This is a genomic window from Halobacillus sp. A5, from assembly GCF_024189315.1.
Lineage (GTDB): Bacteria > Bacillota > Bacilli > Bacillales > Halobacillaceae > Halobacillus_A.
Map to the genome: position 1 here is coordinate 289,936 of NZ_JAIZEO010000001.1, position 25,417 is coordinate 315,352.

Consider the following 25,417-nt stretch of genomic DNA (forward strand, 5'->3'; position numbering starts at 1 on the left):
TTTTTTTGCAGGAAAAAGACAATTTATGTCGAATATGTCTATTAAAGCTTTATGGATAATTTATCCCTGTAATGCTTATAGTGCGTAGCCTGAAACATTCTAAGGAAGGTATCATCAATATTTTCTTCCAGAGCCACTAACCCTTCTCCCGTAACCCCTCCCTTAACGGTTACTTTTTTTATGAGTTCTGGAAAACTGTAAATATCTTTTTCCAGCAGAGCTGCCAGACCGATAATCATTTCCTCCATAAGCACGGTTGCCTGATCTTGTGAGATTCCTCCAATTTTATTTGCAGATTCAATCATATTCTCCAGTAAAAAACCTACAAATGCTGGTCCGCATGAAACAATATCAGAAGAAACTCGAATATGCTCTTCTTCAATCTCAACAGGTTTTGAAAAACAGGAAAAAGTATCAAAGAGTTCTTTTTTAAATTTTTCATGTATCCTATCCCCAAATGTAAACAAACTCACCCCTGCATGAGCCCGGTTTGTAATAGAAGGAACGATTCGAGCAACCTGGCTGTTCACTTTTTTTTCTAAATCATTTACAGATACTGGACTAGTTATAGATACAAGACATTGGTTCGAGGAAAGGGTTAAATGATCTAGTACATGCTCGTAATGATGAGGCTTCACACAAATGAAAATAATCTCGCTGTTCTGTCCTGCCTCTGTAATCGTCTGAGCAACCGTGATTTCAGGGAATTGTTCTTTTAAGGCTTCAGCTTTATCTGGAGACCGGTTATAGACATTGATGTCACCTGCCTGTACAGCGCCGCTTGATATGAAGGCATGTGTAAGCATGCTCCCCATGTTTCCTGTGCCGATTAATCCATATTTCATGGGCATCTCCTCCTTATCGTTTACCTAACTACTTTATTCACAACAATAAGAAATATGAAGGGAAGTTGAATTCTATGCTGATACTTAAGAAGTATGGTTGGATTGGAGTAGTCCTTTTCTTATTTGCTTTACTTATACTGTTTAACTTCGATCAAGAAGAGTCTTTATTGCAAGTAAAGGGGGAGTCAAATGAAAAAAGTATGGATACTTCAAAGGAGCTTCAAGATCCTCCACAGAAAGAAGGTTCATTTTTTGTAGTAGATGTAAAAGGAGAAGTGAATGAACCAGGCATTTACGATGTTGAGGAGGGGATGAGAGTTAATGATGCTATTCAATTAGCAGGAGGACTAACTGAGAAGGCGGATGAGACAACCATTAACCTTGCTCAAAAGGTGCAGGACGAAATGGTGATCTTAGTGATGAGCACACTAAATGATAATAATAAGGTTACAGAAGAAAGTGGAAGTAATAGTACTTCGGTTGTACGAATTAACTATGCAACTTCTGAAGAGGTTCAAGCTCTGCCAGGCATTGGACCTGCAAAAGCAGAGGCAATTATTACATACCGTGATGAACAAGGACTTTTTAAAAGCAGCGAGGATTTACTGAATGTATCCGGAATTGGTGAAAAGACTCTGGAAAGCCTGGAAGAGCATATTCAGATACCTTAACTGGTAATTGACGTAAATTCTCAGTGAGAGTACACTTGATTAAAAATATGATGTAAATAAAGGAGTCAGTATGATGGAACGAATATCGTGGGATCATTATTTTATGGCACAGAGCTATCTTCTAAAAACACGCAGTACCTGTGAAAGACTTGCTGTAGGTGCTGTCATTGTTCGAGATAAACGTATGATTGCAGGGGGATATAATGGGAGTGTCAGCGGAGGAGTACATTGTATTGATGAAGGCTGTTACGTTATTGATGGGCATTGTGTTCGTACCATACATGCTGAAATGAATGCTTTACTTCAATGTTCTAAATTTGGTGTCGCAACCGAAGGAGCCGAAATTTATGTTACTCATTTTCCGTGTCTTCACTGTACAAAGGCGATTATACAAGCAGGTATAAAAGCGGTATACTACAGTGAAGATTATCGTAATCACCCTTATGCGGAACAGTTGTTTGAAAATGCAGGGGTGAAGATGATTAAAGTAGAACATACCATTGGCAATGCTGAAGAATCATTAGAAAAAGCTCAATTTGTAGAAGCTCTAGTTAAGAAGCTTGAAAACACTAATGTTAATGAACAAGAGATTGTCTCACTAAAGAACCGGGCTGCTGAATTATTCCCCAATCCGCTTCAAAAAACAAATGAGAGGTAATTACCATCTGCTGGTATTTGCTTTTTTGTCAGGCGGCTTGACTGTAACCTTAAATTATCCAATAAAAGCGATCATTCTGCTGGCCTTTACGATATGGATAATTAAATTAAATACTTGGAAATGGAGAGGAACCTTATTAACCCTCTTCATTTCTGGATTTTTACTATACAACTCTTCTCCTCAATCTCCTCATATTAAAGAATCCACCACCTCAATCTCCGGCACCGTTATATCTCCTGTGACAAAAACAGATTCGACTATAAGAGTCATTCTGGAAAATCAATCCTCTGATGATAAGTTAATGCTTCAATATTTTACCGATGGGGGAGATGCAGAGGAGATAATGTCGCGTTTGAAATACGGTGCCTCTTGTGAAGTAAATGGCGTGCAACGGCCGCCTGATTCAGCCACCAACCCCGGTGAGTTCAACTATCGGACTTACCTTTCTCATCAGGGCATTCATTCAGAAATCATTATTAATACTCCTTCACAACTATTATGTGATGGATCATCGTATCTTCATCAAATATATAAAGTTCGACAAGCTATTATCGAACGAACGTCAAATGTAGTTGGTAAAGCAGCCTTTCCCTGGGCTTCCGCACTTGTATTTGGGGACAGTTCTTTATTAGATGAGAAACTGTTAGAGTGGTTTAGAGATTTTAATTTATCACATATTCTCGCCATATCAGGCTTGCATGTAGGTTTGTTTGTAGGCGGATTGTTCTTTGTTCTTTTTCGTTCAGGTTTGGCAACGGTCGAACAAACGAGGTACTCTCTGTTGCTTATTATTCCATGTTATTGCTTTATTGCAGGTGCAGAGCCTTCTGTATTACGGGCGTCTTTTATGGCTCTTCTGTTAACGGGGCTTAGTTTCACGCGTTTTAAAATGAATGTGAGCGACATCCTTTCTGTTGCGGCTTTGTTACTGCTTTGGTTTAATCCGGATTATTTATATCATTTAGGTTTTCAATTTTCTTTTCTCGTCACTTTTGCACTATTGTTATCAAAACCACTGATTTTATCTCAACATCCTCTGGCTGTCGCTGCAACAATCAGCCTTGTAAGCCAGCTCTCCATTCTTTCCATTCAACTCCACCACTTTTATGAATTTAACCCGTTGTCTCTTATTTTAAATTTAATTATTGTTCCATACTTTTCCTTTTTTGTTATTCCTTTTATTATATTGATTGTCATTCTTTGCTGGATTATTCCATCACTTGCGGGAAGCCTGTCCGGGGTGTTTGTTCAATTACACGATGCTGTTCTTCATTGGATTATCTTTATCAGTAAAGGGTTAAACATTCAGTGGATTGTAGGTGAATTTCCTCCTGTGTGGGGCTGCATGTATTTTCTTCTTTTTATAAGTATGATGAGAAACTGGTGTAAAGGTCTGTTAAAGAAAGCATTTACTTATGGAATATTGATGGCAGCTCTTATAATGAGCTACAGTGTGGTTCCTTACCTAAGCCGTAACGGTGAAGTGACCATGCTGGACGTAGGGCAGGGAGATGCATTTGTTATTGAGCTTCCGCACAGAAAAGGCATAGTAATGATTGACGCAGCAGGGCCGTCCGTTTTTTCTAATAACCCCTCAAGTATTGCTGACAATACAATTAAGCCCTTTTTAAAGTCAAAAGGGATCAGTAAAATTGACGCATTATTCATATCCCACCAAGATCAGGACCATAGTGGAAGTGTAGAATTTCTTTCTTCTTTTTTGGAAGTAGACGATATATTTGTCAGTTCTTTTCATGATGATAATCAGGAGAGTAATCGAGTGAAAAAAGAGGATATTCTATATGTATCCGGCCAGCCATTTACCATAATTCATCCTAAAGTCGATCAACTAGATCCAAACGACAATTCTCTTGTAATTTATACAGAGCTTGGCGGCCGCTCATGGCTTTTTACAGGGGATATATCGAAAGAAATTGAGGATGAATTGATGAATAATTATCCTGAATTAACAGCAGATGTTCTTAAAGTGAGCCATCACGGGAGCCGGAGTTCCACGAGTGAAAGCTGGCTGAGGCAGATCAGTCCCGAAGTAGCTTTGTTATCAGTGGGAAGAGATAATAGGTATGGTCACCCACATCATAAAGTTATCGAAGATCTAGAACAGGAAGGAAGTATTATTTTGCGTACTGATCATCACGGAGCTGTAAAGTATTTATTTAATGGAGAAGATGGAACGTTTTATACAGAGTTGACGTATAATGCGGAAAGAAAATAAAAAAGACTGCCGTAGAGGAAGCAGCCTTTCACCTTCATTATGGATTATTGTCCAATAACTGAGAATAACACGCCTATCCCAAAAATGACGAAGAAAAAAACAAATGATGCGACAAAACCAATGCCTGAATCAATGACGTCATTTGTTTTTGATTGAATATCTTTCTTAAATTCATTCATGGTTACCCCTCCTATATCATTTCCCATTATAAGTGATAAATGATTAAAAATCCACATGCTTTGTAAGTAAGCCTCTATTCAATTTTTGTTTGCCTCTTCTAGCAAGACTTGTCAAAGATAATTCTCCCATAAACGGTCACACTAAGCTCATGAGGGAGACAACATCGTTTACTCTTATAGCGTCCGGGGCTATAGGAAAAACGTTTATATAGATGCTTGCGGTGGTGATGTTTTGACAGAGCAAAAGTTAAAACATAAAATAGTATCACGAAATCATCCCTGATTGGGGACACCACCGCAACTTTTACAACCGGAAAGGGAGACGAAATTTGGCTGAACAGATTTACTTATTATATGGAACGGAAGATTATTTAATTCAAAACCATAAAAAGAAAATAATTGAAGATACTCTTGCTCTTGATGACCGTGAATTTAATGTTTCTCAATATGATCTTGAGGAAACACCAATTGAAGATGTTGTTACGGATGCGGAGACCTTTCCTTTTTTAGGTGATAAAAAAATCGTTATCGCATATCATCCCGTTTTTCTTAAAGCTAAACCAGACCCTTTAGCTTTTGAACACGATGTAGATTCACTTATTCGATACATAGCCAATCCTGCTGATTATAGTGTTCTTGTAATTATTGCTCCATATGAGAAAGTGGACGAGCGAAAAAAAGTTTTTAAGCAATTAAAGAAAAATGCGAAAATAGAGCATTGTCAGCCTGTAAGAGAATGGGATATTGACAAATGGATCCAATCGCTGGCCGGGGAATTTAATATTATCATTCCAGAGTCTATTCATGAATTGTTTGCTCAGGAAGTTGGAACAAATCTGATGGCTCTGCGGAATGAAATGGAGAAATTGGCTTTAAATGTTGGAAAGGGCGGTACTATTACCCGCGAGCTGGCAGAAAGTTTATTATCCCACAGTGCAGAAACTTCCGGACTGAAAATGGTGGACGCAGTTATGGAAAAAGATTTAGGGAAGGCGATCATGCTTTTTAAAGATTTATTAAAAGCGAATGAAGAACCTATTTCATTAGTGGCTTTGCTTGCTTCTCAATTTAGAATTATCAGTCAGGTGAAAACACTAAAGCAAAAGGGTTATGCACAAAATCAAATGCGTGATTATATAAAGGCACACCCATTTGTAATCAAAATGGCATTGAAAAGAGAGAGAGCTTTCACGAGTGAGGAGCTCAACGGTATCATTCAGGAGCTGGCCGAGACAGATTTTGTAATGAAACAGGGGCAAATGGAGAAGGAGCTCGCATTTGAAATGCTTCTATATCAACTGATTCATTTAAAACAAAGTGGCTTAACACCTGCACATAACAATGTATAAAAAGCAATGAGGTCGGGATAAAACTGAATAAATCATAAAATAATCCGAATGATTTTGTAGAAATCAGTTCGGGTTATTTTTATGTTATAGAGCATTCACACTGTCGCTTTGTCAAAATACTTCTCTTTATGTGGTCACGGCCTTAAGATTCCTCAGAAAGTAAAGAGCGCTTTCCTGTTTGTTCTTCGGCTTGTGTGGTTTGCACAGGAGTCTTCGCATCAAGCTCTGCGTTTATACATATGTTCTTTTTTTGATATCACTGCTTTACTTATGTCTCAGCCTCTTATTTGTTTATAAAGTAGATACAGATTAATTGCAGCAGAACAAAAAAACGACCCTTAAATAAGGATCGTCTGTTGGTCATAAAAAACGCTAAACATTATAATGCGTTAACTTTTTTTGATAAACGAGACTTTTTTCGGTCGCCGTTATTTTTATGAAGGGCACCTCGCTGTACAGCTTTATCAATTTTCTTGACGGCTGTAGCTAATGCTTCTTTAGCTTGGTCTGCATTACTGCTGGCCGTAAGCTTCTCTACGCGTTTAACTGCCGTACGCATATCAGATTTAAAAGCATTGTTCAGTTCGCGGGCGTCCTGGTTAACACGTACGCGTTTTTTGGCTGATTTAATATTAGGCATGGTTTCACCTCCCAGGTAAAAACATTAAACTCGTTCATAATCGAACAAGAGTCATTTTACCAAAGCAGACCGCCGTTTTCAATAGGTTTCCATTGAACATTTGCATAGTAATGGACTTCAAGGGAGAAATTATTCCTAAAGGAGGTATGAAAATATGGCAGAACATGAGGAATATTCTGTGCGCACAGACTTAGCTTTAGAGGCACAGGAAATGAACGCACACCCTGAGGAAGATAAAAGCCAATCTGATGACGGGGTCACAGTCAATGAAGAAAAATTTGAAGATATTACTCTAACTTATGTAAAAGTAGATGAAGCTGGAGCGGAGCGAATTGGAAAAAAGCCTGGTAATTACATTACGCTTGAATCTCTTGCCATTCGTAAGCAGGATACCGACATGCAGGTCAGGCTGGCTACATGCCTTTCAAGACAACTGCAAAAATTAATGGAAGCAGTAGGAATAAAGGAATCAGACCGTTGTCTAATTGTTGGTTTAGGAAATCACAATGTGACACCTGACGCAATAGGACCGCTTGTAACAAACGAAGTAGTAGTTACCAGTCATTTATTTGAACTGCAGCCTGAAACCGTTTCAGAAGGCTATCGTCCTGTCTCCGCAGTAACTCCTGGAGTGATGGGGGTCACAGGGATTGAAACGAGCGACATGATTCACGGTATTATCCATGAGATCAATCCTGATTTTGTAATTGCGGTGGATGCATTAGCTTCCAGGTCAATCAACCGTATCAATGCCACCATTCAAATATCAGATACTGGTATTCACCCAGGCTCAGGAGTTGGTAATAAAAGAAAAGAAATCAGCCGAGAAACATATGGTATTCCTGTGATATCAATAGGTGTGCCTACCGTGGTCGATGCAGTCACCATCACGAACGACAGTATTGATTATATTTTAAAGCATTTTGGAAGAGAGTGGCAGGAGAAAGACAGACCTTCGAACGCTTTGTCTCCGTCATTAAATCCTTTTGAAAGAAAAACCTTAACAGAAGAAGATTTGCCCGGAGAACAAGAGCGTAAGGCGGTGCTCGGAATGCTGGGTGAGTTGGGAACAGAAGAAAAGAAACAATTAATTAAAGAAGTTCTTACTCCATTAGGACACAATTTAATGGTTACTCCTAAAGAAGTAGATGCTTTTGTCCATGATATGGCTAACGTGATTGCTTCAGGAATTAATAGTGCTTTACATGAAGAAATAGAAGAAGGAGAAGCCTCATCTTATACGAAATTCTAATTGAGATAAGAGAAATCGTTCTATTATATATCTCCCTTTCATAGGATTTACTAGAGTCCATGACAGGGGGAAGAACGATGGGAACCATTCGAAAATTTAAGAAAAGGAATTCACATATAGTTAAAAAGTGGTCCGTATTACTAGCAGGAGCCATTATTATCCTCTTGTTGTTATTTGTGGGCATCGGGCTGTTAACAGGGGCTAAGAGTACATATAAGATTTACTCACAAACCATTCAAAATGTAACCACACAAATCGAAGGAAGAGCTTTTATCCATCTATTTGAAATGGAAAACCGTCAGTTTTCAGGAGCACACCCTGAGGAGTCGAATCTGCCTAGTCTCTCTTCTCTTTCATTTCAAATGCTGACCAGTGTTAAACCTCATGATCTACGGAGTCTGCTTGGACGTGAAATTCCAGGGCTTTCGACATATAACAGCGATATTGTAATAGCTGGAGAAGGGACAGATTACACAACTTTACCGATCGAATCCGAAGCTCCTGTAGAAGTCGTTCAGAAAGAAAGAGAGGCAAAAGATGCTGATCAAGAACAGGAAAACAGTGACGAGGAGAAGGAGCCGGAAAGAGATCTGACAGAAGATAAAGTTTTTATTTACCATACTCATAATAGGGAGTCTTTTCTTCCTCATCTCCCGGATAACACACCTTCTTCTGAAGCATTCCATGGAGAAGTAAATATAACTTTGGTAGGCGAACGTCTTGCGGAAACACTTGAGAAAAATGGAATTGGCACTTCAGTGGACTATACGGATATGGCGGCCGTTCTTCAGGAGGAGAACATGGAATATCATCAGTCATATGATGCTGCCCGTACAGTGGTAGAAGATGCTATGGATGAAACTAATACGTTTAACTACTTTTTTGACCTTCACAGGGATAGCCTGCCGCGCGATGTGACCACTGCGGAAATAGACGGAAAAAACTATGCAAGAACCATATTTGTAATAGGTGCGGAGCACAGCGAATATGAACAAAACCTTAAACTCGCCACTGAACTTCATAACCGCCTGGAAGAGGAATACCCTGGCTTAAGTCGAGGTGTTATTACGAAAAAAGGGTCAGGCGTTGATGGGGTTTACAACCAGGATTTAGATCCGAACGCCAGTCTGATTGAATTTGGCGGAGTAGAGAATGATTTAGATGAACTGTATCGTTCAGCAGAAGCTGTTGGTGAAGTATTCAGCGAGTATTATTGGCAGGCCGAGGAAGTTTCTAATGAGGGAGAGGAAGAATAGATGAAAGTATTGATACTGACGGCTATGGCATTGTTTTTGTTCGTAAGTGGCTCGCTCTATATGATTAAAAACAGCGAGCAGTATTACTCAGATCAAACAGTGGACGCGGACGTTCAACAGTCAATAGAAAAAGAACAAGCCTGCGGTGAACGTGTTAAATCTGAAGAAAATGTTCCGCTGATAGCGGAAGCAGCTGTAGGCCTTGGGAAGGGTGTGAGTCACGGCTTTGATTTTATCCTTCTCTTGTTCTACTCCTTTATTAGTACAAGTTAGTGCTTTTTTCACAACTATGATTGAACCTGGTCATTCCTATTGCTATAATCATCATAGATAGGTGTGTCGAAATAGTAGGAGTGATGATAATGACAACACGATCAAATCAAGAGAGGGTACGTAATTTCTCCATTATTGCACATATTGATCATGGGAAATCGACTCTTGCTGACAGAATTTTGGAAAAAACTAATGCTCTGACTCAAAGAGAAATGAAAGAACAGTTCTTAGATGCTATGGACTTAGAAAGAGAACGTGGTATTACAATTAAATTAAATGCCGTTCAGTTGAATTACAAAGCGAACGACCAGCAGGATTACACATTTCATTTAATTGATACACCGGGACATGTCGACTTTACATACGAAGTGTCCAGAAGCCTGGCTGCCTGTGAAGGAGCTATTCTTGTTGTAGATGCAGCCCAGGGAATAGAAGCACAGACACTGGCGAATGTTTATCTGGCTCTTGAGAATGAATTGGAGATCATACCTGTAATTAATAAAATTGACCTGCCAGGTGCGGACCCGGAAAGAATTAAGCAGGAAATTGAAGATGTGATTGGCATTGATGCTTCCGACGCCATTCTAGCTTCGGCTAAAGAAGGTGTTGGCATTGATGAAATTCTTGAACGGATCGTAACGGATATTCCCGCACCGGAAGGAAAAGCAGAAGACCCGCTGAAAGCACTCATCTTTGATTCCCTTTATGATTCCTACCGTGGTGTAGTGGCCTATACCTGTGTGCGTGAGGGATCCGTTAAGGTAGGCGACCGAATTAAAATGATGGCTACTGAGAAGGAGTTTGAGGTGAACGAAGTTGGTGTTTTCAGACCTGCTCCGACCCCTTTGAAAGAACTCAATGTAGGTGATGTAGGGTACTTAACAGCATCTATTAAAAATATTGGCGATTCCCGAGTAGGGGATACAATTACTCAGGCGAACCGGCCGGCTTCTGGACCGCTGCCAGGCTATAAGAAGATGAACCCTATGGTTTTCTGCGGACTTTATCCTGTAGACGCTTCGAATTACAATGATTTAAGAGACGCTCTGGAAAGGTTAGAATTGAACGATTCTTCCCTCCAGTTTGAAGCAGAAACTTCCCAGGCTCTGGGTTTTGGTTTCAGATGTGGTTTTCTTGGTATGCTCCATATGGAGATTATTCAGGAAAGAATTGAGCGAGAGTATAAGATCGATCTTATTACTACTGCACCAAGCGTTATATATTCTGTTAAATTAACGGATGGCAGTGAGGTAGAGGTAGACAATCCATCAATGATGCCGGATAATCAGCAGGTGGAAGAGGTGCAGGAACCTTATGTTAAAGCTACCGTCATGGTGCCAAACGATTACGTAGGTCCCGTAATGGAGATCTGCCAGCGAAAACGCGGTAATTTTATGGATATGCAATATCTTGATGATAACCGTGTAAATATTGTTTATGAAATCCCACTGTCTGAAATCGTTTATGATTTTTTCGATTCATTAAAGTCTCAAACAAAAGGTTACGCTTCGTTTGATTATGAACTAATTGGCTATCGTTCTTCTAATTTGGTGAAGATGGATATTTTATTAAATGGTGATACGATTGACGCATTGTCTTTCATTGTGCACCGTGATTTTGCTTATGAGCGGGGTAAGATTATTGCTGATAAATTGAAAAAACTTATCCCAAGACAACAGTTTGAAGTTCCTGTTCAGGCAGCAATAGGTAACAAAATTGTGGCGCGGACAACCATTAAAGCTATGCGGAAAAACGTACTTTCCAAATGTTATGGAGGGGACATTTCCCGTAAACGAAAGCTTCTGGAGAAGCAAAAAGAAGGTAAGAAACGTATGAAGATGGTTGGTTCTGTTGAAGTGCCTCAGGAAGCGTTTATGTCCGTGTTAGAAATTGATGAAGATTAATAAGTGTAAGGTCTAAGGCCGCAGGAGCATCCTCTTGCGGTTTTCCTTATGAAAGGTTGTGCAGCATGAATATTTCTTCAGCATATATCCATATTCCGTTTTGTCAGCAAATCTGCCATTATTGTGATTTTACAAAGTTTTTTTATAATGAACGACTGGCAGACGAATATTTAACAGCGTTAGAGAATGAAATTCATACGTCTATTCCCCGGGAAAAAGCGGAAGTAAGAACAATTTTTGTAGGAGGAGGCACTCCAACTGCCTTAACGGCCCCTCAGTTAAAAAAGTTGTTAGAGATGATCGACGCCCATTTTTGTGTTTCTAACTGCATCGAATATACATTTGAGGCGAATCCGGGTGACTTAGATTTAGAAAAGGTAAAACTATTAAAGGCTTACGGTGTAAATCGAATCTCTCTCGGAGTTCAGGTTTTTGACGATGAAATGCTTGAGAAAATCGGCAGAGTTCATAAAGTGAAGGATGTATATACGAATGTAAACCGTCTAGTAAGTCAAGGTCTGACAAATATAAGTATTGATTTGATGTACGCATTACCTGGACAGTCTGTAAAAGATTTTGAGGCTACTATTAATGAAGCTCTTCAATTCGGGCTTCCTCACTATTCCTCATATTCATTGCAGATTGAACCCAAAACAATTTTCTATCAACGCTACAAAAAAGGTAAGCTCGTTAAACCTCCAGAAGATGACGAGGCGGAGATGTACGAATTGCTGCAGTCCAAACTGGCTGGATACGGCGTGCGGCAGTATGAAATCAGTAATTTTGCCAAGCCTGGTTATGAGAGTCAGCATAACCTGACATACTGGAATAATGAATACTACTATGGGATTGGTGCAGGAGCTCACGGTTATCTTCCCGGGATCCGCACAATAAATATTCGACCCCTTCCGGCTTATGTAAAGCAGGCAATTGCTGATGGCCGTCCTATTTTACATGAGGAGCCTGTAGGGTTAACGGAACAAATGGAAGAAGAGATGTTTCTAGGCTTAAGAAAAGTGGAAGGAGTATCTTCGGAACGCTTTGAGGAAAAGTTCGGACGTTCTATCCTGGAGGTGTTTCAAGGGGCTCTCCCTGCTTTGAAAGAAAGAGGGCTTCTCGATGAAGAAGAGGGTTATGTGTTTCTAACTGACAGAGGCAGGTTGTTGGGAAATGAGGTCTTTCGGGAATTTTTGCTGGAAAGATAAAAAACAATGTAAATCCATTGACAACGAAAAGGCCTTTTGATAATTTATTATTAGATTTAGCACTCACTCAATTCGAGTGCTAACAGGGGTGATTATCGATGTTAACGGATAGACAATTATTAATTCTGCAGGTCATCATTGATGAATTTATCCTTACTGCACAACCTGTTGGTTCGAGATCTTTGTCTAAGAAGGAAGAGATCACTCACAGTTCAGCCACCATTAGAAATGATATGGCAGACTTAGAGGAAATGGGCTTTCTGGAAAAGACTCATTCTTCCTCCGGCCGGGTTCCTTCGGAAAAAGGCTACCGCTTTTACGTCGATCATTTATTATCACCTCTGAGGTTATCTAACCGTGAGCTGATAACGATCAAGCAGGCTTTTAATGATCGTAGAATGGAATTTGAGCGTATCGTTCAGAAGTCCGCTGGTATTTTGTCGGAGCTGACGAACTATACCTCGATTATCCTTGGTCCTGAAGTGTTTGAGACGAAGTTAAAGCAGTTACAGATTGTCCCGTTAAACGACCAGTCTGCAATAGCTATACTAGTTACAGACACGGGACACGTTGAGCATAGAGCTTTTAATGTTCCAGTTGAAATGGATCAGTCTCAGTTAGAGAAATTGGTTAACATCCTCAACGATAGGCTGCGTGGTGTTCCGCTTGTGCAGCTTTATGAGAAGCTGCAAACTGAAATTCTGGAGTTAATAAAAGGCCACACGGATCAGCACAATCATGCTTTTTCTTATTTGCAGGCCGCGCTCCTGGATGATCACGAGACGAAACTGTATATAGGCGGTAAAACAAATATACTCATGCAGCCTGAATTTAAAGATTTAGAGAAAGTCCGGTCTTTATATGCCATTATCGAGAAAGAAAACGAAATGGCAGACCTTCTCCGTTCTGGCGAAAAAGGCGTGCATGTACGTATCGGTCACGAAAACCCATTCGATGCCATGCAGAATTGCAGTTTAATTACTGCCAGCTATACGCTCGGTAATGAACAAGTAGGGACAATAGCTCTATTAGGACCTACGAGGATGGAATATAATCGGGTTGTATCTCTTTTAAACGTGTTATCTAAGCAAATGACAGATACATTCCGTGCATGGTACTAGTTTAGCCACGGTTAAGATGAGGAATTAAAGATGGGAGAGTTGGACAGCCCATCGCTTCTTTTTGTCTATTGCTTTTTTAAGAATATATATTCATGTTATAGTCATAACGGTGAAACGGAACCAAGGAGGTGTACGTCATGGAAGAAAAGAAACAGAAAGATACACTTGAACAAGAAATTAATGATCAACCTGATGAAGATGAAACTAATGAAAATAACCAGGCTGAAGTAATGGAAGAAAAAAGCGAAGCAGATCAGCTTCGTGAAGAAAAGGAAGAAATCCAAAACCGCCTGCTGCGACTTCAGGCTGATTATGATAACTTCCGCCGCCGAACTCAGAAAGAGAGGGAGGCTGACCGGAAATATAAAGCTCAATCTCTAGTAGAAGAGCTTATCCCAGTATTAGATAACTTTGAAAGAGCGCTGCAGGTAGAAGTGGATGGTGGATCTGCCCAAAACTTCGCCAATGGAATGAAAATGGTATATGATCAGTTCCACGCTGCTTTAGATAAAGAAGGGGTAGAAGAGATTCCCGCCAAAGGCGAACTATTCGATCCACATCTGCATCAAGCGGTAATGCAGGTTGAAGATGAGAACTACGATTCAAATGTCATCGTAGAGCAGCTTCAAAAAGGCTATCGGTTAAACGACAGAGTCATCCGACCGGCTATGGTAAAAGTAAATCAGTAACCTTATATTTTTGAAATTTGTAGAGGAGGATAAGATTTATGAGTAAAATTATTGGAATTGACTTAGGAACAACTAACTCTTGTGTAGCAGTTATGGAAGGTGGAGAAGCACAGGTTATCCCAAACCCGGAAGGTAACCGTACGACTCCTTCAGCTGTTGCGTTTAAGAACGGGGAGCGTCAAGTAGGAGAAGTAGCGAAGCGTCAGGCGATTACGAACCCGAATACTATTTTATCCATTAAGCGTTATATGGGTACAGACCACAAAGTAGAAGTTGAAGGTAAAGAATACACTCCTCAGGAAGTATCAGCTATTATTCTTCAATATATTAAAGGGTATGCTGAAGACTACCTGGGTGAAAAAGTTGAAAAAGCTGTAATCACAGTTCCGGCATACTTTAATGATGCTGAGCGTCAGGCAACTAAAGATGCTGGTAAAATTGCCGGCTTGGAAGTGGAGCGGATTATTAACGAGCCGACTGCCGCTGCACTTGCTTACGGTATTGACAAAGAAGATCAGGATCAGACAATTTTAGTGTATGACCTTGGCGGTGGTACATTTGACGTTTCTATCCTTGATATCGGTGATGGTACTTTCGAAGTGGTAGCAACTGCTGGTGATAACCGTCTTGGGGGCGATGACTTTGATGAAGTGATCATTAATCATATGGTAGCTGAATTTAAGAAAGAAAACGGCATCGACCTTTCTCAGGATAAAATGGCTAAGCAGCGTCTTAAAGATGCTGCAGAGAAAGCGAAGAAAGACTTATCAGGTGTATCACAGACTCAAATTTCTCTTCCGTTTATTACAGCAGGAGAAGCTGGACCGCTTCACCTGGAAATGACACTGACTCGTGCGAAGTTTGAAGAACTGGCATCTGACCTTGTAGAACGTTCTATGAAGCCGACTCGTCAGGCAATTAAAGATGCCGGCTTAAGTGCAAGTGAAATTCATAAAGTTATTCTTGTAGGCGGATCTACACGTATTCCTGCCGTACAGGAAGCTATTAAGAAAGAAGTAGGTAAAGATCCTTCTAAAGGAGTAAATCCTGATGAAGTTGTAGCACTTGGTGCTTCGATACAAGGTGGAGTCCTTCAAGGTGATGTTAAAGACGTCGTGCTTCTTGACGTTACTCCTTTATCTCTTGGTATTGAAACAATGGGCGGCGTAACTACGAAACTTATTGAACGTAATACTACGATTCCAACCAGCCATTCCCAGGTGTTCTCAACAGCTGCTGATAATCAAACAGCTGTGGACATTCATGTACTCCAAGGGGAACGTGAAATGGCTCAGGATAACAAAACGCTTGGTCGTTTCCAACTGACTGATATTCCACCAGCACCACGTGGAGTCCCGCAAATCGAGGTTAGCTTTGATATCGATGCGAACGGTATTGTTAACGTGCGAGCGAAGGATATGGGAACGAACAAAGAACAGTCAATTACCATTAAGTCCTCTTCTGGTCTTTCAGACGAAGAAGTAGAAGACATGGTACGACAAGCTGAAGAGAATGCTGAAGAAGATAAGAAGAAGCGTGAAGCAATTGAACTTCGTAACGAAGCTGACCAGCTTGTCTTTACTACGGATAAAACGATCAAGGATCTAGGTGATCAAGTATCTGATGAAGAGAAGGAAAAAGCTGAATCAGCAAAAGAAGAGTTGAAATCTGCACTTGAAGGTGAAGATCTTGAAGTGATTAAAGAGAAGAAAGAAGCTCTTCAAGAAGAAGTTCAAAATCTTTCAGTCAAACTTTATGAACAAGCTCAACAACAAGCCGAAGCCGCACAAGGCGAGCAGACAAATACAGAAGAAGATGTGGTTGATGCAGACTATGAAGAAGTAAACGAAGACGAAAATAAAAAGTAAGTGATTGAATTGAAAAAGTCAAAGTCAGGTTCAACTTGACTTTGACTTTTTTCAGGTCGGTACCTTCAATTCTATACTCCTCTCTAATAGTTGCTTGAATGTATTAGAGAGTGTTAATATAAACCTTATGCAATAGTGTCCGGGAGAGTGATTGACAATTGAGTAAACGAGATTATTATGAAGTGCTGGGAATATCAAAGGATGCTTCGAAAGAAGAAATTAAAAAAGCATACCGCAAGCTGGCACGAAAATACCATCCAGATGTAAGTGAAGAAGAAAACGCTTCTGATAAATTTAAAGAAGCTAAAGAAGCATATGAAACGTTAAGTGATCAGCAGAAACGTGCCCAATACGACCAATTTGGACATGCCGGTCCCCAGGGTCAAGGCTTTGGTGGATTTGGCGGCGGAGGAGAAGACTTCGGCGGTTTCGGCGATATTTTTGATATGTTCTTCGGAGGCGGCGGGCGCAGACGTGACCCAAATGCACCGAGAAAGGGTGCCGACCTGCAATATTCTATGACACTTCAGTTTGAAGAAGCCATTTTTGGGAAAAGTACGGATGTAGAAATACCGACAGAGGAAACGTGTGATACTTGTAACGGCTCAGGAGCTAAGCCGGGTACTTCACCTGAAACGTGTTCGCACTGTCAAGGCAGCGGACAAATCAATCAGGAACAAAATACTCCATTTGGCCGTGTGGTAAATCGTCGAGTATGTCATCACTGTCAAGGCAGCGGTCAAGTTGTCAAAGATAAGTGTAATTCCTGCGGCGGCGACGGCCGTGTGACGAACCGTAAGAAAATTCATATTGATATTCCTGCCGGTATTGAAGAAGGTCAACAGATTCGTGTACCTGGAAAAGGTGAAGCGGGTGTGAATGGCGGACCTGCTGGTGATTTGTTTGTTGTCATCCGGGTACAGCCTCATGAATTCTTTGACCGTGAGGGCGATCACATCTTTTGTGATATCCCACTAACATTTGCCCAGGCGGCACTTGGTGACGAGATAGAAGTACCAACTGTTCATGGCAAAGTTAAGCTGAAAGTACCAGCGGGTACACAAACCGGTAAGACGTTCCGATTAAAAGATAAGGGTGCGCCAAACGTTCATGGACGTGGGCAGGGAGATCAGCACGTTAAGATTCGTGTGATTACACCGAAAAACTTAACAGAACGCCAGAAGGATTTAATTCGTGAATTTAATGAGATTAGTGGTAATGAAGTTACTGAAGAACAGCATGGAAACTTTTTTGAAAGAATGAAACGTGCGTTTAAAGGTGACTGATCACATCGAAGAGAGTGTCTAGCAGATATCATTGTAGGGGGCGTTCCCCAAGCCTTGAGTGCTAGACACTTATTTTTTTATCCAGGTTTCCTGCTGTCCCTATTTTTAACAGGAGAACTTTCTGATGTACATTTTCTTATTCCTTGAAGCTGTTATTTGATTGAGTTTAATACTTAAAATTAGAAAAGTGAGTTGATCTGATGATGATGTGGTCTGAAATTTGTATTCACACAACAAACGAAGCCATTGAGCCTGTCTCTAATATTCTGCATGAAGCTGGGGCCAGCGGTGTGGTGATTGAAGACCCGCGGGATATGATTATAGAAGAGACATCACTTGGCGAGATTTACGAATTAAATCCGGACGATTATCCTGAAGAAGGGGTCTACGTCAAAGCCTACCTGCAAATGAACAGCTTCCTTGCAGAGACTGTAGATTCCATTAAACAATCCGTAACCAGCTTAAAGGAGTATGACATTGATATTGGTCATAACAACGTTTCCCTTAGTGAAATTCGAGAGGAAGACTGGGCTACAGCGTGGAAGAAGTATTATAAACCAGTGAAAATCTCTGAACGCATTACAATTATACCTACATGGGAAGAGTATGAACCTGTATCGAGTGATGAACTGATTATTGAAATGGACCCTGGAATGGCTTTTGGAACCGGCACTCACCCAACTACTGTTCTAAGCATGCAGGCACTTGAGCAATATTTAAGACCCGATGATCTTGTAGTCGACGTTGGATCTGGATCAGGGATCTTAAGTGTAGCGTCAGTTCTATTAGGCGCGAAGCATGTACATGCTTTTGACCTTGATGAAGTGGCAGTAAACAGTACGACTAATAATGCTGAGTTAAATCAAGTGCAGAATCAAATTACTTCTAAGAAAAACGATTTACTTAAAGAGGTGGACGTCAAGCCTGATTTAATTGTCTCAAATATATTAGCTGAAATTATTATTAAGTTTATTGATGAAGCCTATCAATTATTGAAAAAGGATGGATATTTTATTACTTCAGGAATTATTTCTGGAAAAAAAGAACTTGTATTAAACCATTTAAAACAAGCGGGTTTTGAAATTATAGAAACAAATAATATGGAAGACTGGATATCAATCATCGCTAAAAAGTAGGGTGGGAATATAGTGCAGCGTTATTTTGTAGATTCTTCGAATTGGACTCAGTCCTGCGTTTTTATTAATAATGAAGATGTTCACCATATTGTTAACGTCATGCGTATGAATGTGGGGGACCAGCTGATAGTTGTACATGCTGTTAAAGGGGATGCGGTTTGTACTATAACTTCCATTGATAAATCGTGTGTAGAGATGGAGATAAGTGATTGGGTACCTAAAAACAATGAACTCCCAGTTGAGGTAACGATCGTACAAAGCTTAGGAAAAGGAGATAAAATGGAGCAGGTGGTCCAAAAAGGAACCGAGCTCGGGGCGTCTTTTTTTATACCATTTCAAGCCGCCCGTTCTGTTACAAAGTGGGATTCTAAAAAAACGGATAAAAAAATAAGCCGGTTAAAGAAGATAGCGAAAGAAGCCAGTGAACAATCCGAACGTACACGTATACCCTCCGTTCAATCGGTAATAAAGCTGAATGATCTTATTGGTTTAAATGAGTATGACCACAAGCTGATTGCTTATGAGAAAGAAGCAAGGAGAGAATATAGCAGTACTCTGCACAGATCGTTAGCCACTGTGAACCCCGGGGATTCTGTTATTATTGTATTCGGCCCTGAGGGAGGTTTTTCAGAGCAGGAAGGTGCTGCATTAATTGAAAAAGGGTTCTGTTCTGTGAGATTAGGACCGCGAATTCTAAGAATGGAAACAGCACCTCTTTATTTCTTATCTGCTCTTTCCTATCAATTAGAAGAAGCGTAACTATGATAACCCTTTCATAACCATTAGCTTTTTTGCTGAAGTAGTGCTATTATACAATAGATGTACGTACAACTAACCGAAAGGAAGATTTATATGGGGCAAAATTTAGCCAAGTTAATTGATCATACTCAATTAAAACCAGATACAACAAAAGAGAAAATAGAGCAGATTTGTAAAGAAGCGAGAGACAACAGCTTTATGTCAGTTTGTGTGAATCCTTACTGGGTCAGCTACTGCAAGGAATTATTGGATGGGACAGATGTAAAAGTTTGTACAGTGATCGGTTTTCCTTTAGGTGCAACAACTACAGAGACGAAAGTATTTGAGACTCGCCAGGCGATTGAAAACGGGGCGACAGAGGTAGATATGGTTATTAATGTGGGTGAGTTAAAATCCGGTAACATAGAATTCGTCCTGCAGGATATTCAAAGCGTTGTAAATGAAGCTGAAGGAAGAGCACTAGTCAAAGTTATAATTGAAACCTCATTACTTACTGAAGAAGAGAAAGTGACAGCTTCTGAGCTTACAAAAAAAGGCGGAGCAGACTTCGTGAAAACCTCCACTGGTTTTTCTGGCGGAGGAGCAACTGTGGAAGACATCAGCTTAATGAGAAAAACGGTAGGCCCCGATCTAGGAGTTAAAGCCTCAGGCGGAGTAAGAGATTACGAAGGTGCTAAAGCAGTGATAGAGGCAGGCGCAACACGTATTGGAGCCAGTGCCGGAATTGAAATCATAAATGGCGGGCAAGGATCTGCGGATTATTAACAGAGGCTTTTTTTAAAAAAAGTTGACCGTATCCCTTCTATATAATATAATTGTCGAAGGTATGGGAGTCCTCTCATACATTAGAGAAACAGTTTTTTTGCTTCGGAGGGAGGGAAATAGCATGTCAAAAACAACTCGCGTTCGTAAAAACGAGTCACTTGAAGATGCTCTTCGTCGCTTCAAGCGCGATGTATCGAAAAGCGGTGCATTATCAGAATATCGTAAGCGTGAATACTACGATAAGCCTAGCGTACGCCGTAAGAAAAAGTCTGAGGCCGCTAGAAAGCGCAAGTGATCTAAAGAGGGTGCATATAGATGTCTATTACTGAACGTCTAAACCAAGATATGAAAACCGCAATGAAGGCCAGAGATAAAAAAACTCTGACTGTAATTCGCATGGTGAAAGCTTCAATGCAGAATGAAGCGATTAAACTGGGTAAAAATGAACTATCTGAAGAAGAAGAACTTACCGTTTTATCCCGCGAGGTAAAACAGCGTAAAGATTCCCTCCATGAGTTTAAAGAAGCTGGACGCGAAGATCTTGTAGAAGAACTAGTGAAGGAAATTGAAATTTTACAAGCATACATGCCAAAGCAGCTATCTGATCAAGAACTTGAGCAGGTTGTTCAGGATACCATTCAAGAAGTAGGAGCCTCATCTAAAGCCGATATGGGTAAAGTCATGAGTGCTGTTATGCCTAAGATTAAAGGCAAAGCGGATGGTTCAAAAGTGAATCAGCTCGTACTTAAGCAATTATCGTAATTGTAGAAAAGTCTCCCTTTATTAAATTAAGGGAGACTTTTTAATTTTTTTGAAACTTATTTTATAATAAATACGTATAGATAGTATGCAACGGTTAAGATAGAATGAGGGGGTGATCGGCTTGGGTGGAAAGGTTAAGTTCCTGCCATTTTGGGCAAGCGCTTTAGTGGCCGTTATTTTAGCCGCCTGCCATTTTAGTTCGCTCGTCCATGCAGATGGCGAGGGAGAACAAGTGTATGTCATACCTGTAGAAAGCACAGTGGAACGGGGAATGACTGCATTTTTGGAACGGACTACCAGTGAAGCGCTTGAAAACGGGGCGGACCATATCATATTTGAGATCGACACACCTGGCGGCAGAGTTGACGCTGCTGGTGCGATCGGTGAGCTGTTACAAGATTTAGATATTCCAAACACAGCGTACATTACAAGCCAAGCCTATTCAGCAGGTTCATATATCGCCTTAAATGCAGATCAAATTTATATGAAGCAGCAGGCGACTATAGGTGCATCAGGTGTCATTAACTCTGATGGTACAGCTGCCGATAAGAAAGCTCAATCTGCTTGGATATCTTCAATGGTAGCTGCTGCAGAATCTAATGATAGAGATCCGGTATATGCGAGAGCGATGGCTGACAGTTCTGTGGACTTACCAGACTATGGAGCCCCAGAGGGAGAGTTTTTAACACTCGGACCTAATCAGGCTGAGGAAGTCGGATACGCAGAAGGTATTGTGCAGGATCGTGTCGAATTACTTAGTGAGCTGGGATTATCAGAAGCGAAAGTTGTGGAGAATAATCCAACGCCTGCCGAAAATTTTGCTCGATTTCTAACGAATCCAGTCGTTATCCCTATTCTACTATCAGTAGCCAGTATCGGCTTAGTCGTTGAATTGTATTCGCCTGGCTTCGGTATACCGGGAACAATGGGTGCTATATCTTTAGTACTGTTTTTCTACGGTCACATCGTTGCTGGACTCGCAGGGTATGAAGCGATTATTTTGCTCATACTAGGTATAGGGTTAATTATTGCGGAGTTTTTTGTGTCCAGCGGTATACTTGGAATTGCTGGGATTGTGGCTATTGTTACTTCCTTAATGCTTTCGTCGGCTGATATGGGTCAAATGGCAATGAGCATAGGGATTGCGTTAATTGTCACCATTGTAGTTTCCATCATATTATTTAAAACAATTGGCTTAGAAAGAGGGTTCTTCAAACGTGTGATATTAAGCGATGCTACTTCAACTGAAAAGGGTTATGTATCTTCTGTCACACGCCTGGAGTTGATTGGTTTACAAGGAGAAACAATTACTCCACTTCGTCCCGCAGGCACAGCGGTGTTTGATAATGAAAGGCTGGATGTAGTTTCTGAAGGAAGTTTTATAAGAGCTAATCAGCCTGTCGTTATTGTGAAGACAGAAGGATCAAGAATTGTTGTGAGAGCACAAAACAAACTAGAGGAGGAATAAGAGATGACGATTCAAGAATTGATGCCTATCATCATCGTTGGGATTATTATTATTGTATTAGCGGTATTATTCACATTTATACCAGTTATGCTATGGATTAGCGCCTTAGCTGCTGGAGTTAAAATCAGTATCTTTACACTAATTGGAATGAGATTAAGAAGGGTCATCCCTTCTAGAGTTATTAACCCTCTGATTAAAGCTCATAAAGCGGGTGTGAATGTAGACACGAACCAACTAGAGAGCCACTACTTAGCAGGAGGTAACGTAGACCGCGTAGTGAATGCTCTGATTGCTGCCCAGCGTGCTAATATTGAGTTAAGCTTTGAACGTGCTGCTGCTATTGATTTAGCGGGGCGTGACGTGTTAGAAGCTGTACAAATGAGTGTAAATCCTAAAGTAATCGAAACTCCTTTTATTGCTGGTGTAGCGATGGACGGTATCGAAGTGAAAGCAAAAGCTCGCATAACTGTTCGCGCTAACATTGATCGATTAGTCGGTGGTGCTGGAGAAGATACGGTTATTGCTCGTGTAGGTGAGGGTATTGTATCAACCATCGGTTCTAGTACGAACCATAATAAGGTGCTTGAAAACCCTGATATGATTTCTCAAAATGTATTAGGTAAAGGTTTAGATGCAGGAACAGCTTTCGAAATTTTATCCATTGATATTGCTGATATTGATATCGGTAAAAACATTGGAGCAATCCTGCAAACTGACCAAGCTGAAGCAGATAAAAACATTGCTCAAGCGAAAGCAGAAGAACGTCGGGCAATGGCGATTGCGCAAGAGCAGGAAATGCGTGCACGTGTTCAAGAAATGCAGGCTAAAGTTGTGGAGGCTGAAGCTGAAGTACCACAAGCTCTTGCTGAAGCCCTGCGCTCCGGGAAAATGGGTGTCATGGACTACATGAACTATCAGAACATTAATGCAGATACAGACATGAGAAGGACATTAGGCGACCTATCAGAAGATAAGGAGAATGATGATCAATAATTTTCCTCATGACATAAAGGAGAATTGCTATGAATGATCTATTTGATTTAATCTTTAGCAACTTCTTAATTGTGGCGGCTGTTATTGGGGGATTATTAAGCTGGTTCTCAGGTATGAATAAGGAAGAGTCTGAGAAACAGGATGGTGCTCCTAAACAACCTAAGCCTACTCGAACACCTTCTGGACCGATGCAGCAAAAACCGGTGAGGGAGAGTATGGATAAGGCGAAGGATGTTCAACGCCAGTCAAGAGAGGTTACTCAAGATACCAAGGGACGTATAGAAGATTATTATGAACAGAAACAAAAACGTCTTGAAGAAATGGCAGACTATCAAGTAGAACGAGCTCAAGAATCATTGACGTTTGATGAGAAAGATTTAAATAAGAATAAAATGGAAGTATTTGTTCAAGAAGAATCAATTACGAAAAAGACGCCTTTAAAGTATTCTATGAAGTTTAATCGAAACCGCTTGGCTGAAGGAATTGTAATGTCAGAAATTCTAGGTCAGCCGCGGGCTCACAAACCGCATAGTTCTCACCCGAGAAAAAGATAAAGAAACGCACGAATTGTTGTGATACAATTCGTGCGTTTTTCGTATGTATAAGTGAGGGGGGAGCTGCATGTCAAAATGGCAAAATCAATTGCGTAATTGGGTGAGTCAGTATTTTGACCTGCCTGCTGATGTCATGCTTGACCTTCCCAGAATTACAACTATAGGTTCTTTACACGCCTACATAGAGAATTGTACAGGGCTGCTCCATTTCTCTGACCGGGAAGTCAGGATTCAATACCGCAGGGGTGAGTTATCGATTAAAGGGAAAGACCTGCGGATTAAAATGATGTTAAAGCAAGAGCTGCTGCTTGAAGGAGAATTGATATCAATTGATTTTAAAGAATTAAAGGAGGGAGGGTGAATATGAGGAGAGGTCAGCTGACTGTATTACAAGGAACTTTAGTTCTTACTGTAGAAGGACAGCTATTAGAAGCATTTATCCATGCATGCGTAAAGCAAGGATGCACCTTCTCGGATATCACATATTTAAATGGACGAAAAGTAAAAGTGACTGTTCTGCTTCAGGACTGGCCTGTTTTGAGGAGACTTAGAAAGAATTATAGATGTAAAATAAAAATCCTCACAAAGAAAGGTGCTCCATTCTTTTTAAACCGGCTAAGAAGCCGTAAAGCGTTAGTGACTGCTGTGCTAATAGGTTTTATTGCAGCATTTCTGTTAGCCAATACTCTATGGTCTATAAAGATTACAGGGCTTGATCCCGAGCTTGAAGCAGAAGTGGAGTCTAAATTATCATCTTATGGCATACAGCCAGGCTCCAGCACTTTTTCAATGAAGCAGCCTCGTGAAATTCAGCGATTATTATTGGAGGACATTCCTGAGCTTCTATGGGTGGGGGTGAAGAAGCAGGGGACAAGCTATCAATTGTACGGTGTAAAGCAAACAAATTTCGATGAAGCAGACAAGCCGAAGCCATCTAATATTGTTGCAGCTAAAAAGGGGTTAATTACAAAGATGTTCATATCGAAAGGACGCCCCACCGCAGAAGTAAATGAAGTTGTGAAAAAAGGGAAGCTGTTAGCAACGGGAGAACTGAAAGAAGATAGTGGGGAATTCATCGAAGCTGAAGGTGAAGTGCTGGCAGAAACATGGTATAGAGTAGAAGTTGATAGTGAATTGGAAAGAGAGCAGAATATAACGGACGGAGATGCAGATCATTCATTTTCCATTGCAATTAATGATTTTTCAATACCAGTATGGGGGTTTTGGAGAAAGTATGAAGAACAGGTAAGAATGGAAAGCTATAATCACAGCCTTGAACTGTTTGGATGGAAAGTACCTGTACAATTAAGGGAATCATTGATCTATAACAATGAAGAACAGCAGCAGTCTTTGTCCAGCGATCAATCGGTGAATAATTCAGTGGAAACGGCAAAACAATCTCTTTTATTACAGCTTGATGAAGAGGCTGAAATTACTGATGAAAAAATTTTGCACGAGAGTAAGGACCATGGTAAAGTAAAATTAATCCTATTAGTAAAAGTAGAAGAAAATATTGCAGAAACCAAGTATGTTTCCCAAGGAGATTGA

Annotated in this window: 26 protein-coding genes; 23 read left to right on the forward strand and 3 right to left on the reverse strand. The window is 40.5% G+C overall.

Annotated elements, in window-relative coordinates:
* Positions 1 to 41 precede the first annotated feature (41 nt).
* Positions 42 to 845: a late competence protein ComER gene (gene comER / locus LF822_RS01495; protein WP_253922193.1), complete on the reverse strand. Its 804-nt coding sequence runs from the start codon at positions 843 to 845 to the stop codon at positions 42 to 44.
* A 74-nt stretch (positions 846 to 919) separates the two neighbouring features.
* Here comER and LF822_RS01500 point away from each other — a divergent pair, with 74 nt between their 5' ends.
* The 3 genes from LF822_RS01500 to LF822_RS01510 all read left to right on the forward strand — a co-directional run bounded on the left by LF822_RS01500 (position 920) and on the right by LF822_RS01510 (position 4,410).
* Positions 920 to 1,516 carry a helix-hairpin-helix domain-containing protein gene (locus LF822_RS01500; RefSeq protein WP_253922194.1) on the forward strand — a complete coding sequence of 199 codons (597 nt, stop codon included), beginning with the start codon at positions 920 to 922 and terminating at the stop codon, positions 1,514 to 1,516.
* Between the two features lie 73 nt (positions 1,517 to 1,589).
* On the forward strand, positions 1,590 to 2,174 hold the full coding sequence (locus LF822_RS01505) for a ComE operon protein 2 (RefSeq protein WP_253922195.1): 585 nt from the start codon (positions 1,590 to 1,592) through the stop codon (positions 2,172 to 2,174).
* A gap of 37 nt (positions 2,175 to 2,211) precedes the next feature.
* Positions 2,212 to 4,410 carry a DNA internalization-related competence protein ComEC/Rec2 gene (locus tag LF822_RS01510; RefSeq protein ID WP_253922196.1) on the forward strand — a complete coding sequence of 733 codons (2,199 nt, stop codon included), beginning with the start codon at positions 2,212 to 2,214 and terminating at the stop codon, positions 4,408 to 4,410.
* 44 nt (positions 4,411 to 4,454) lie between these two features.
* Here LF822_RS01510 and LF822_RS01515 read toward each other — a convergent pair whose 3' ends face one another.
* Positions 4,455 to 4,589, reverse strand: coding sequence for a YqzM family protein (locus LF822_RS01515; RefSeq protein WP_188375641.1), 135 nt, complete (start codon positions 4,587 to 4,589; stop codon positions 4,455 to 4,457).
* 329 nt (positions 4,590 to 4,918) lie between these two features.
* Between LF822_RS01515 and holA the strand changes: the two genes are divergently transcribed.
* A complete protein-coding gene (holA, locus tag LF822_RS01520) occupies positions 4,919 to 5,938 on the forward strand; it encodes a DNA polymerase III subunit delta (protein WP_253922197.1) in 1,020 nt (339 codons plus the stop codon).
* A 379-nt stretch (positions 5,939 to 6,317) separates the two neighbouring features.
* Here holA and rpsT read toward each other — a convergent pair whose 3' ends face one another.
* Positions 6,318 to 6,578 (reverse strand): 30S ribosomal protein S20, encoded by a 261-nt coding sequence (gene rpsT / locus LF822_RS01525; protein WP_253922198.1) that lies wholly within the window; start codon positions 6,576 to 6,578, stop codon positions 6,318 to 6,320.
* 154 nt (positions 6,579 to 6,732) lie between these two features.
* Here rpsT and gpr point away from each other — a divergent pair, with 154 nt between their 5' ends.
* From gpr to yqfD, 19 genes are all read left to right on the forward strand, one after another.
* Positions 6,733 to 7,830, forward strand: coding sequence for a GPR endopeptidase (gene gpr, locus LF822_RS01530; protein WP_253922199.1), 1,098 nt, complete (start codon positions 6,733 to 6,735; stop codon positions 7,828 to 7,830).
* 77 nt (positions 7,831 to 7,907) lie between these two features.
* Positions 7,908 to 9,086, forward strand: a complete 1,179-nt coding sequence (spoIIP, locus tag LF822_RS01535; protein WP_253922201.1) for a stage II sporulation protein P — start codon at positions 7,908 to 7,910, stop codon at positions 9,084 to 9,086.
* Positions 9,087 to 9,359: a hypothetical protein gene (locus LF822_RS01540; protein WP_253922202.1), complete on the forward strand. Its 273-nt coding sequence runs from the start codon at positions 9,087 to 9,089 to the stop codon at positions 9,357 to 9,359. It abuts the gene before it with no gap.
* A gap of 89 nt (positions 9,360 to 9,448) precedes the next feature.
* Positions 9,449 to 11,263 carry a translation elongation factor 4 gene (gene lepA / locus LF822_RS01545; RefSeq protein WP_253922203.1) on the forward strand — a complete coding sequence of 605 codons (1,815 nt, stop codon included), beginning with the start codon at positions 9,449 to 9,451 and terminating at the stop codon, positions 11,261 to 11,263.
* A gap of 65 nt (positions 11,264 to 11,328) precedes the next feature.
* Positions 11,329 to 12,468, forward strand: coding sequence for a radical SAM family heme chaperone HemW (hemW, locus tag LF822_RS01550; RefSeq protein ID WP_253922204.1), 1,140 nt, complete (start codon positions 11,329 to 11,331; stop codon positions 12,466 to 12,468).
* A gap of 98 nt (positions 12,469 to 12,566) precedes the next feature.
* Positions 12,567 to 13,589 (forward strand): heat-inducible transcriptional repressor HrcA, encoded by a 1,023-nt coding sequence (gene hrcA, locus LF822_RS01555; RefSeq protein WP_253922205.1) that lies wholly within the window; start codon positions 12,567 to 12,569, stop codon positions 13,587 to 13,589.
* Between the two features lie 137 nt (positions 13,590 to 13,726).
* Positions 13,727 to 14,278 (forward strand): nucleotide exchange factor GrpE, encoded by a 552-nt coding sequence (grpE, locus tag LF822_RS01560; RefSeq protein ID WP_253922206.1) that lies wholly within the window; start codon positions 13,727 to 13,729, stop codon positions 14,276 to 14,278.
* Between the two features lie 38 nt (positions 14,279 to 14,316).
* Positions 14,317 to 16,146, forward strand: a complete 1,830-nt coding sequence (gene dnaK / locus LF822_RS01565; RefSeq protein ID WP_253922207.1) for a molecular chaperone DnaK — start codon at positions 14,317 to 14,319, stop codon at positions 16,144 to 16,146.
* Positions 16,147 to 16,304: 158 nt separating this feature from the next.
* Positions 16,305 to 17,432, forward strand: a complete 1,128-nt coding sequence (gene dnaJ, locus LF822_RS01570; RefSeq protein WP_253922209.1) for a molecular chaperone DnaJ — start codon at positions 16,305 to 16,307, stop codon at positions 17,430 to 17,432.
* 203 nt (positions 17,433 to 17,635) lie between these two features.
* Positions 17,636 to 18,568, forward strand: coding sequence for a 50S ribosomal protein L11 methyltransferase (gene prmA, locus LF822_RS01575; protein WP_253923428.1), 933 nt, complete (start codon positions 17,636 to 17,638; stop codon positions 18,566 to 18,568).
* 12 nt (positions 18,569 to 18,580) lie between these two features.
* Positions 18,581 to 19,327 (forward strand): 16S rRNA (uracil(1498)-N(3))-methyltransferase, encoded by a 747-nt coding sequence (locus LF822_RS01580; protein WP_253922210.1) that lies wholly within the window; start codon positions 18,581 to 18,583, stop codon positions 19,325 to 19,327.
* Between the two features lie 93 nt (positions 19,328 to 19,420).
* Positions 19,421 to 20,092 carry a deoxyribose-phosphate aldolase gene (gene deoC, locus LF822_RS01585; protein ID WP_253922211.1) on the forward strand — a complete coding sequence of 224 codons (672 nt, stop codon included), beginning with the start codon at positions 19,421 to 19,423 and terminating at the stop codon, positions 20,090 to 20,092.
* 121 nt (positions 20,093 to 20,213) lie between these two features.
* Positions 20,214 to 20,387: a 30S ribosomal protein S21 gene (gene rpsU / locus LF822_RS01590; protein WP_079530318.1), complete on the forward strand. Its 174-nt coding sequence runs from the start codon at positions 20,214 to 20,216 to the stop codon at positions 20,385 to 20,387.
* Positions 20,388 to 20,407: 20 nt separating this feature from the next.
* Complete coding sequence (locus LF822_RS01595; RefSeq protein WP_253922213.1) at positions 20,408 to 20,854, forward strand: GatB/YqeY domain-containing protein; 447 nt, start codon at positions 20,408 to 20,410, stop codon at positions 20,852 to 20,854.
* A gap of 166 nt (positions 20,855 to 21,020) precedes the next feature.
* Positions 21,021 to 22,322: an NfeD family protein gene (locus LF822_RS01600; protein WP_371925849.1), complete on the forward strand. Its 1,302-nt coding sequence runs from the start codon at positions 21,021 to 21,023 to the stop codon at positions 22,320 to 22,322.
* A gap of 3 nt (positions 22,323 to 22,325) precedes the next feature.
* Complete coding sequence (gene floA, locus LF822_RS01605) at positions 22,326 to 23,315, forward strand: flotillin-like protein FloA (protein ID WP_253922214.1); 990 nt, start codon at positions 22,326 to 22,328, stop codon at positions 23,313 to 23,315.
* A gap of 29 nt (positions 23,316 to 23,344) precedes the next feature.
* Positions 23,345 to 23,869 carry a hypothetical protein gene (locus LF822_RS01610; protein ID WP_253922215.1) on the forward strand — a complete coding sequence of 175 codons (525 nt, stop codon included), beginning with the start codon at positions 23,345 to 23,347 and terminating at the stop codon, positions 23,867 to 23,869.
* Positions 23,870 to 23,936: 67 nt separating this feature from the next.
* Positions 23,937 to 24,230: a sporulation protein YqfC gene (gene yqfC, locus LF822_RS01615; RefSeq protein WP_253922217.1), complete on the forward strand. Its 294-nt coding sequence runs from the start codon at positions 23,937 to 23,939 to the stop codon at positions 24,228 to 24,230.
* 2 nt (positions 24,231 to 24,232) lie between these two features.
* Positions 24,233 to 25,417 (forward strand): sporulation protein YqfD, encoded by a 1,185-nt coding sequence (yqfD, locus tag LF822_RS01620; protein ID WP_253922219.1) that lies wholly within the window; start codon positions 24,233 to 24,235, stop codon positions 25,415 to 25,417.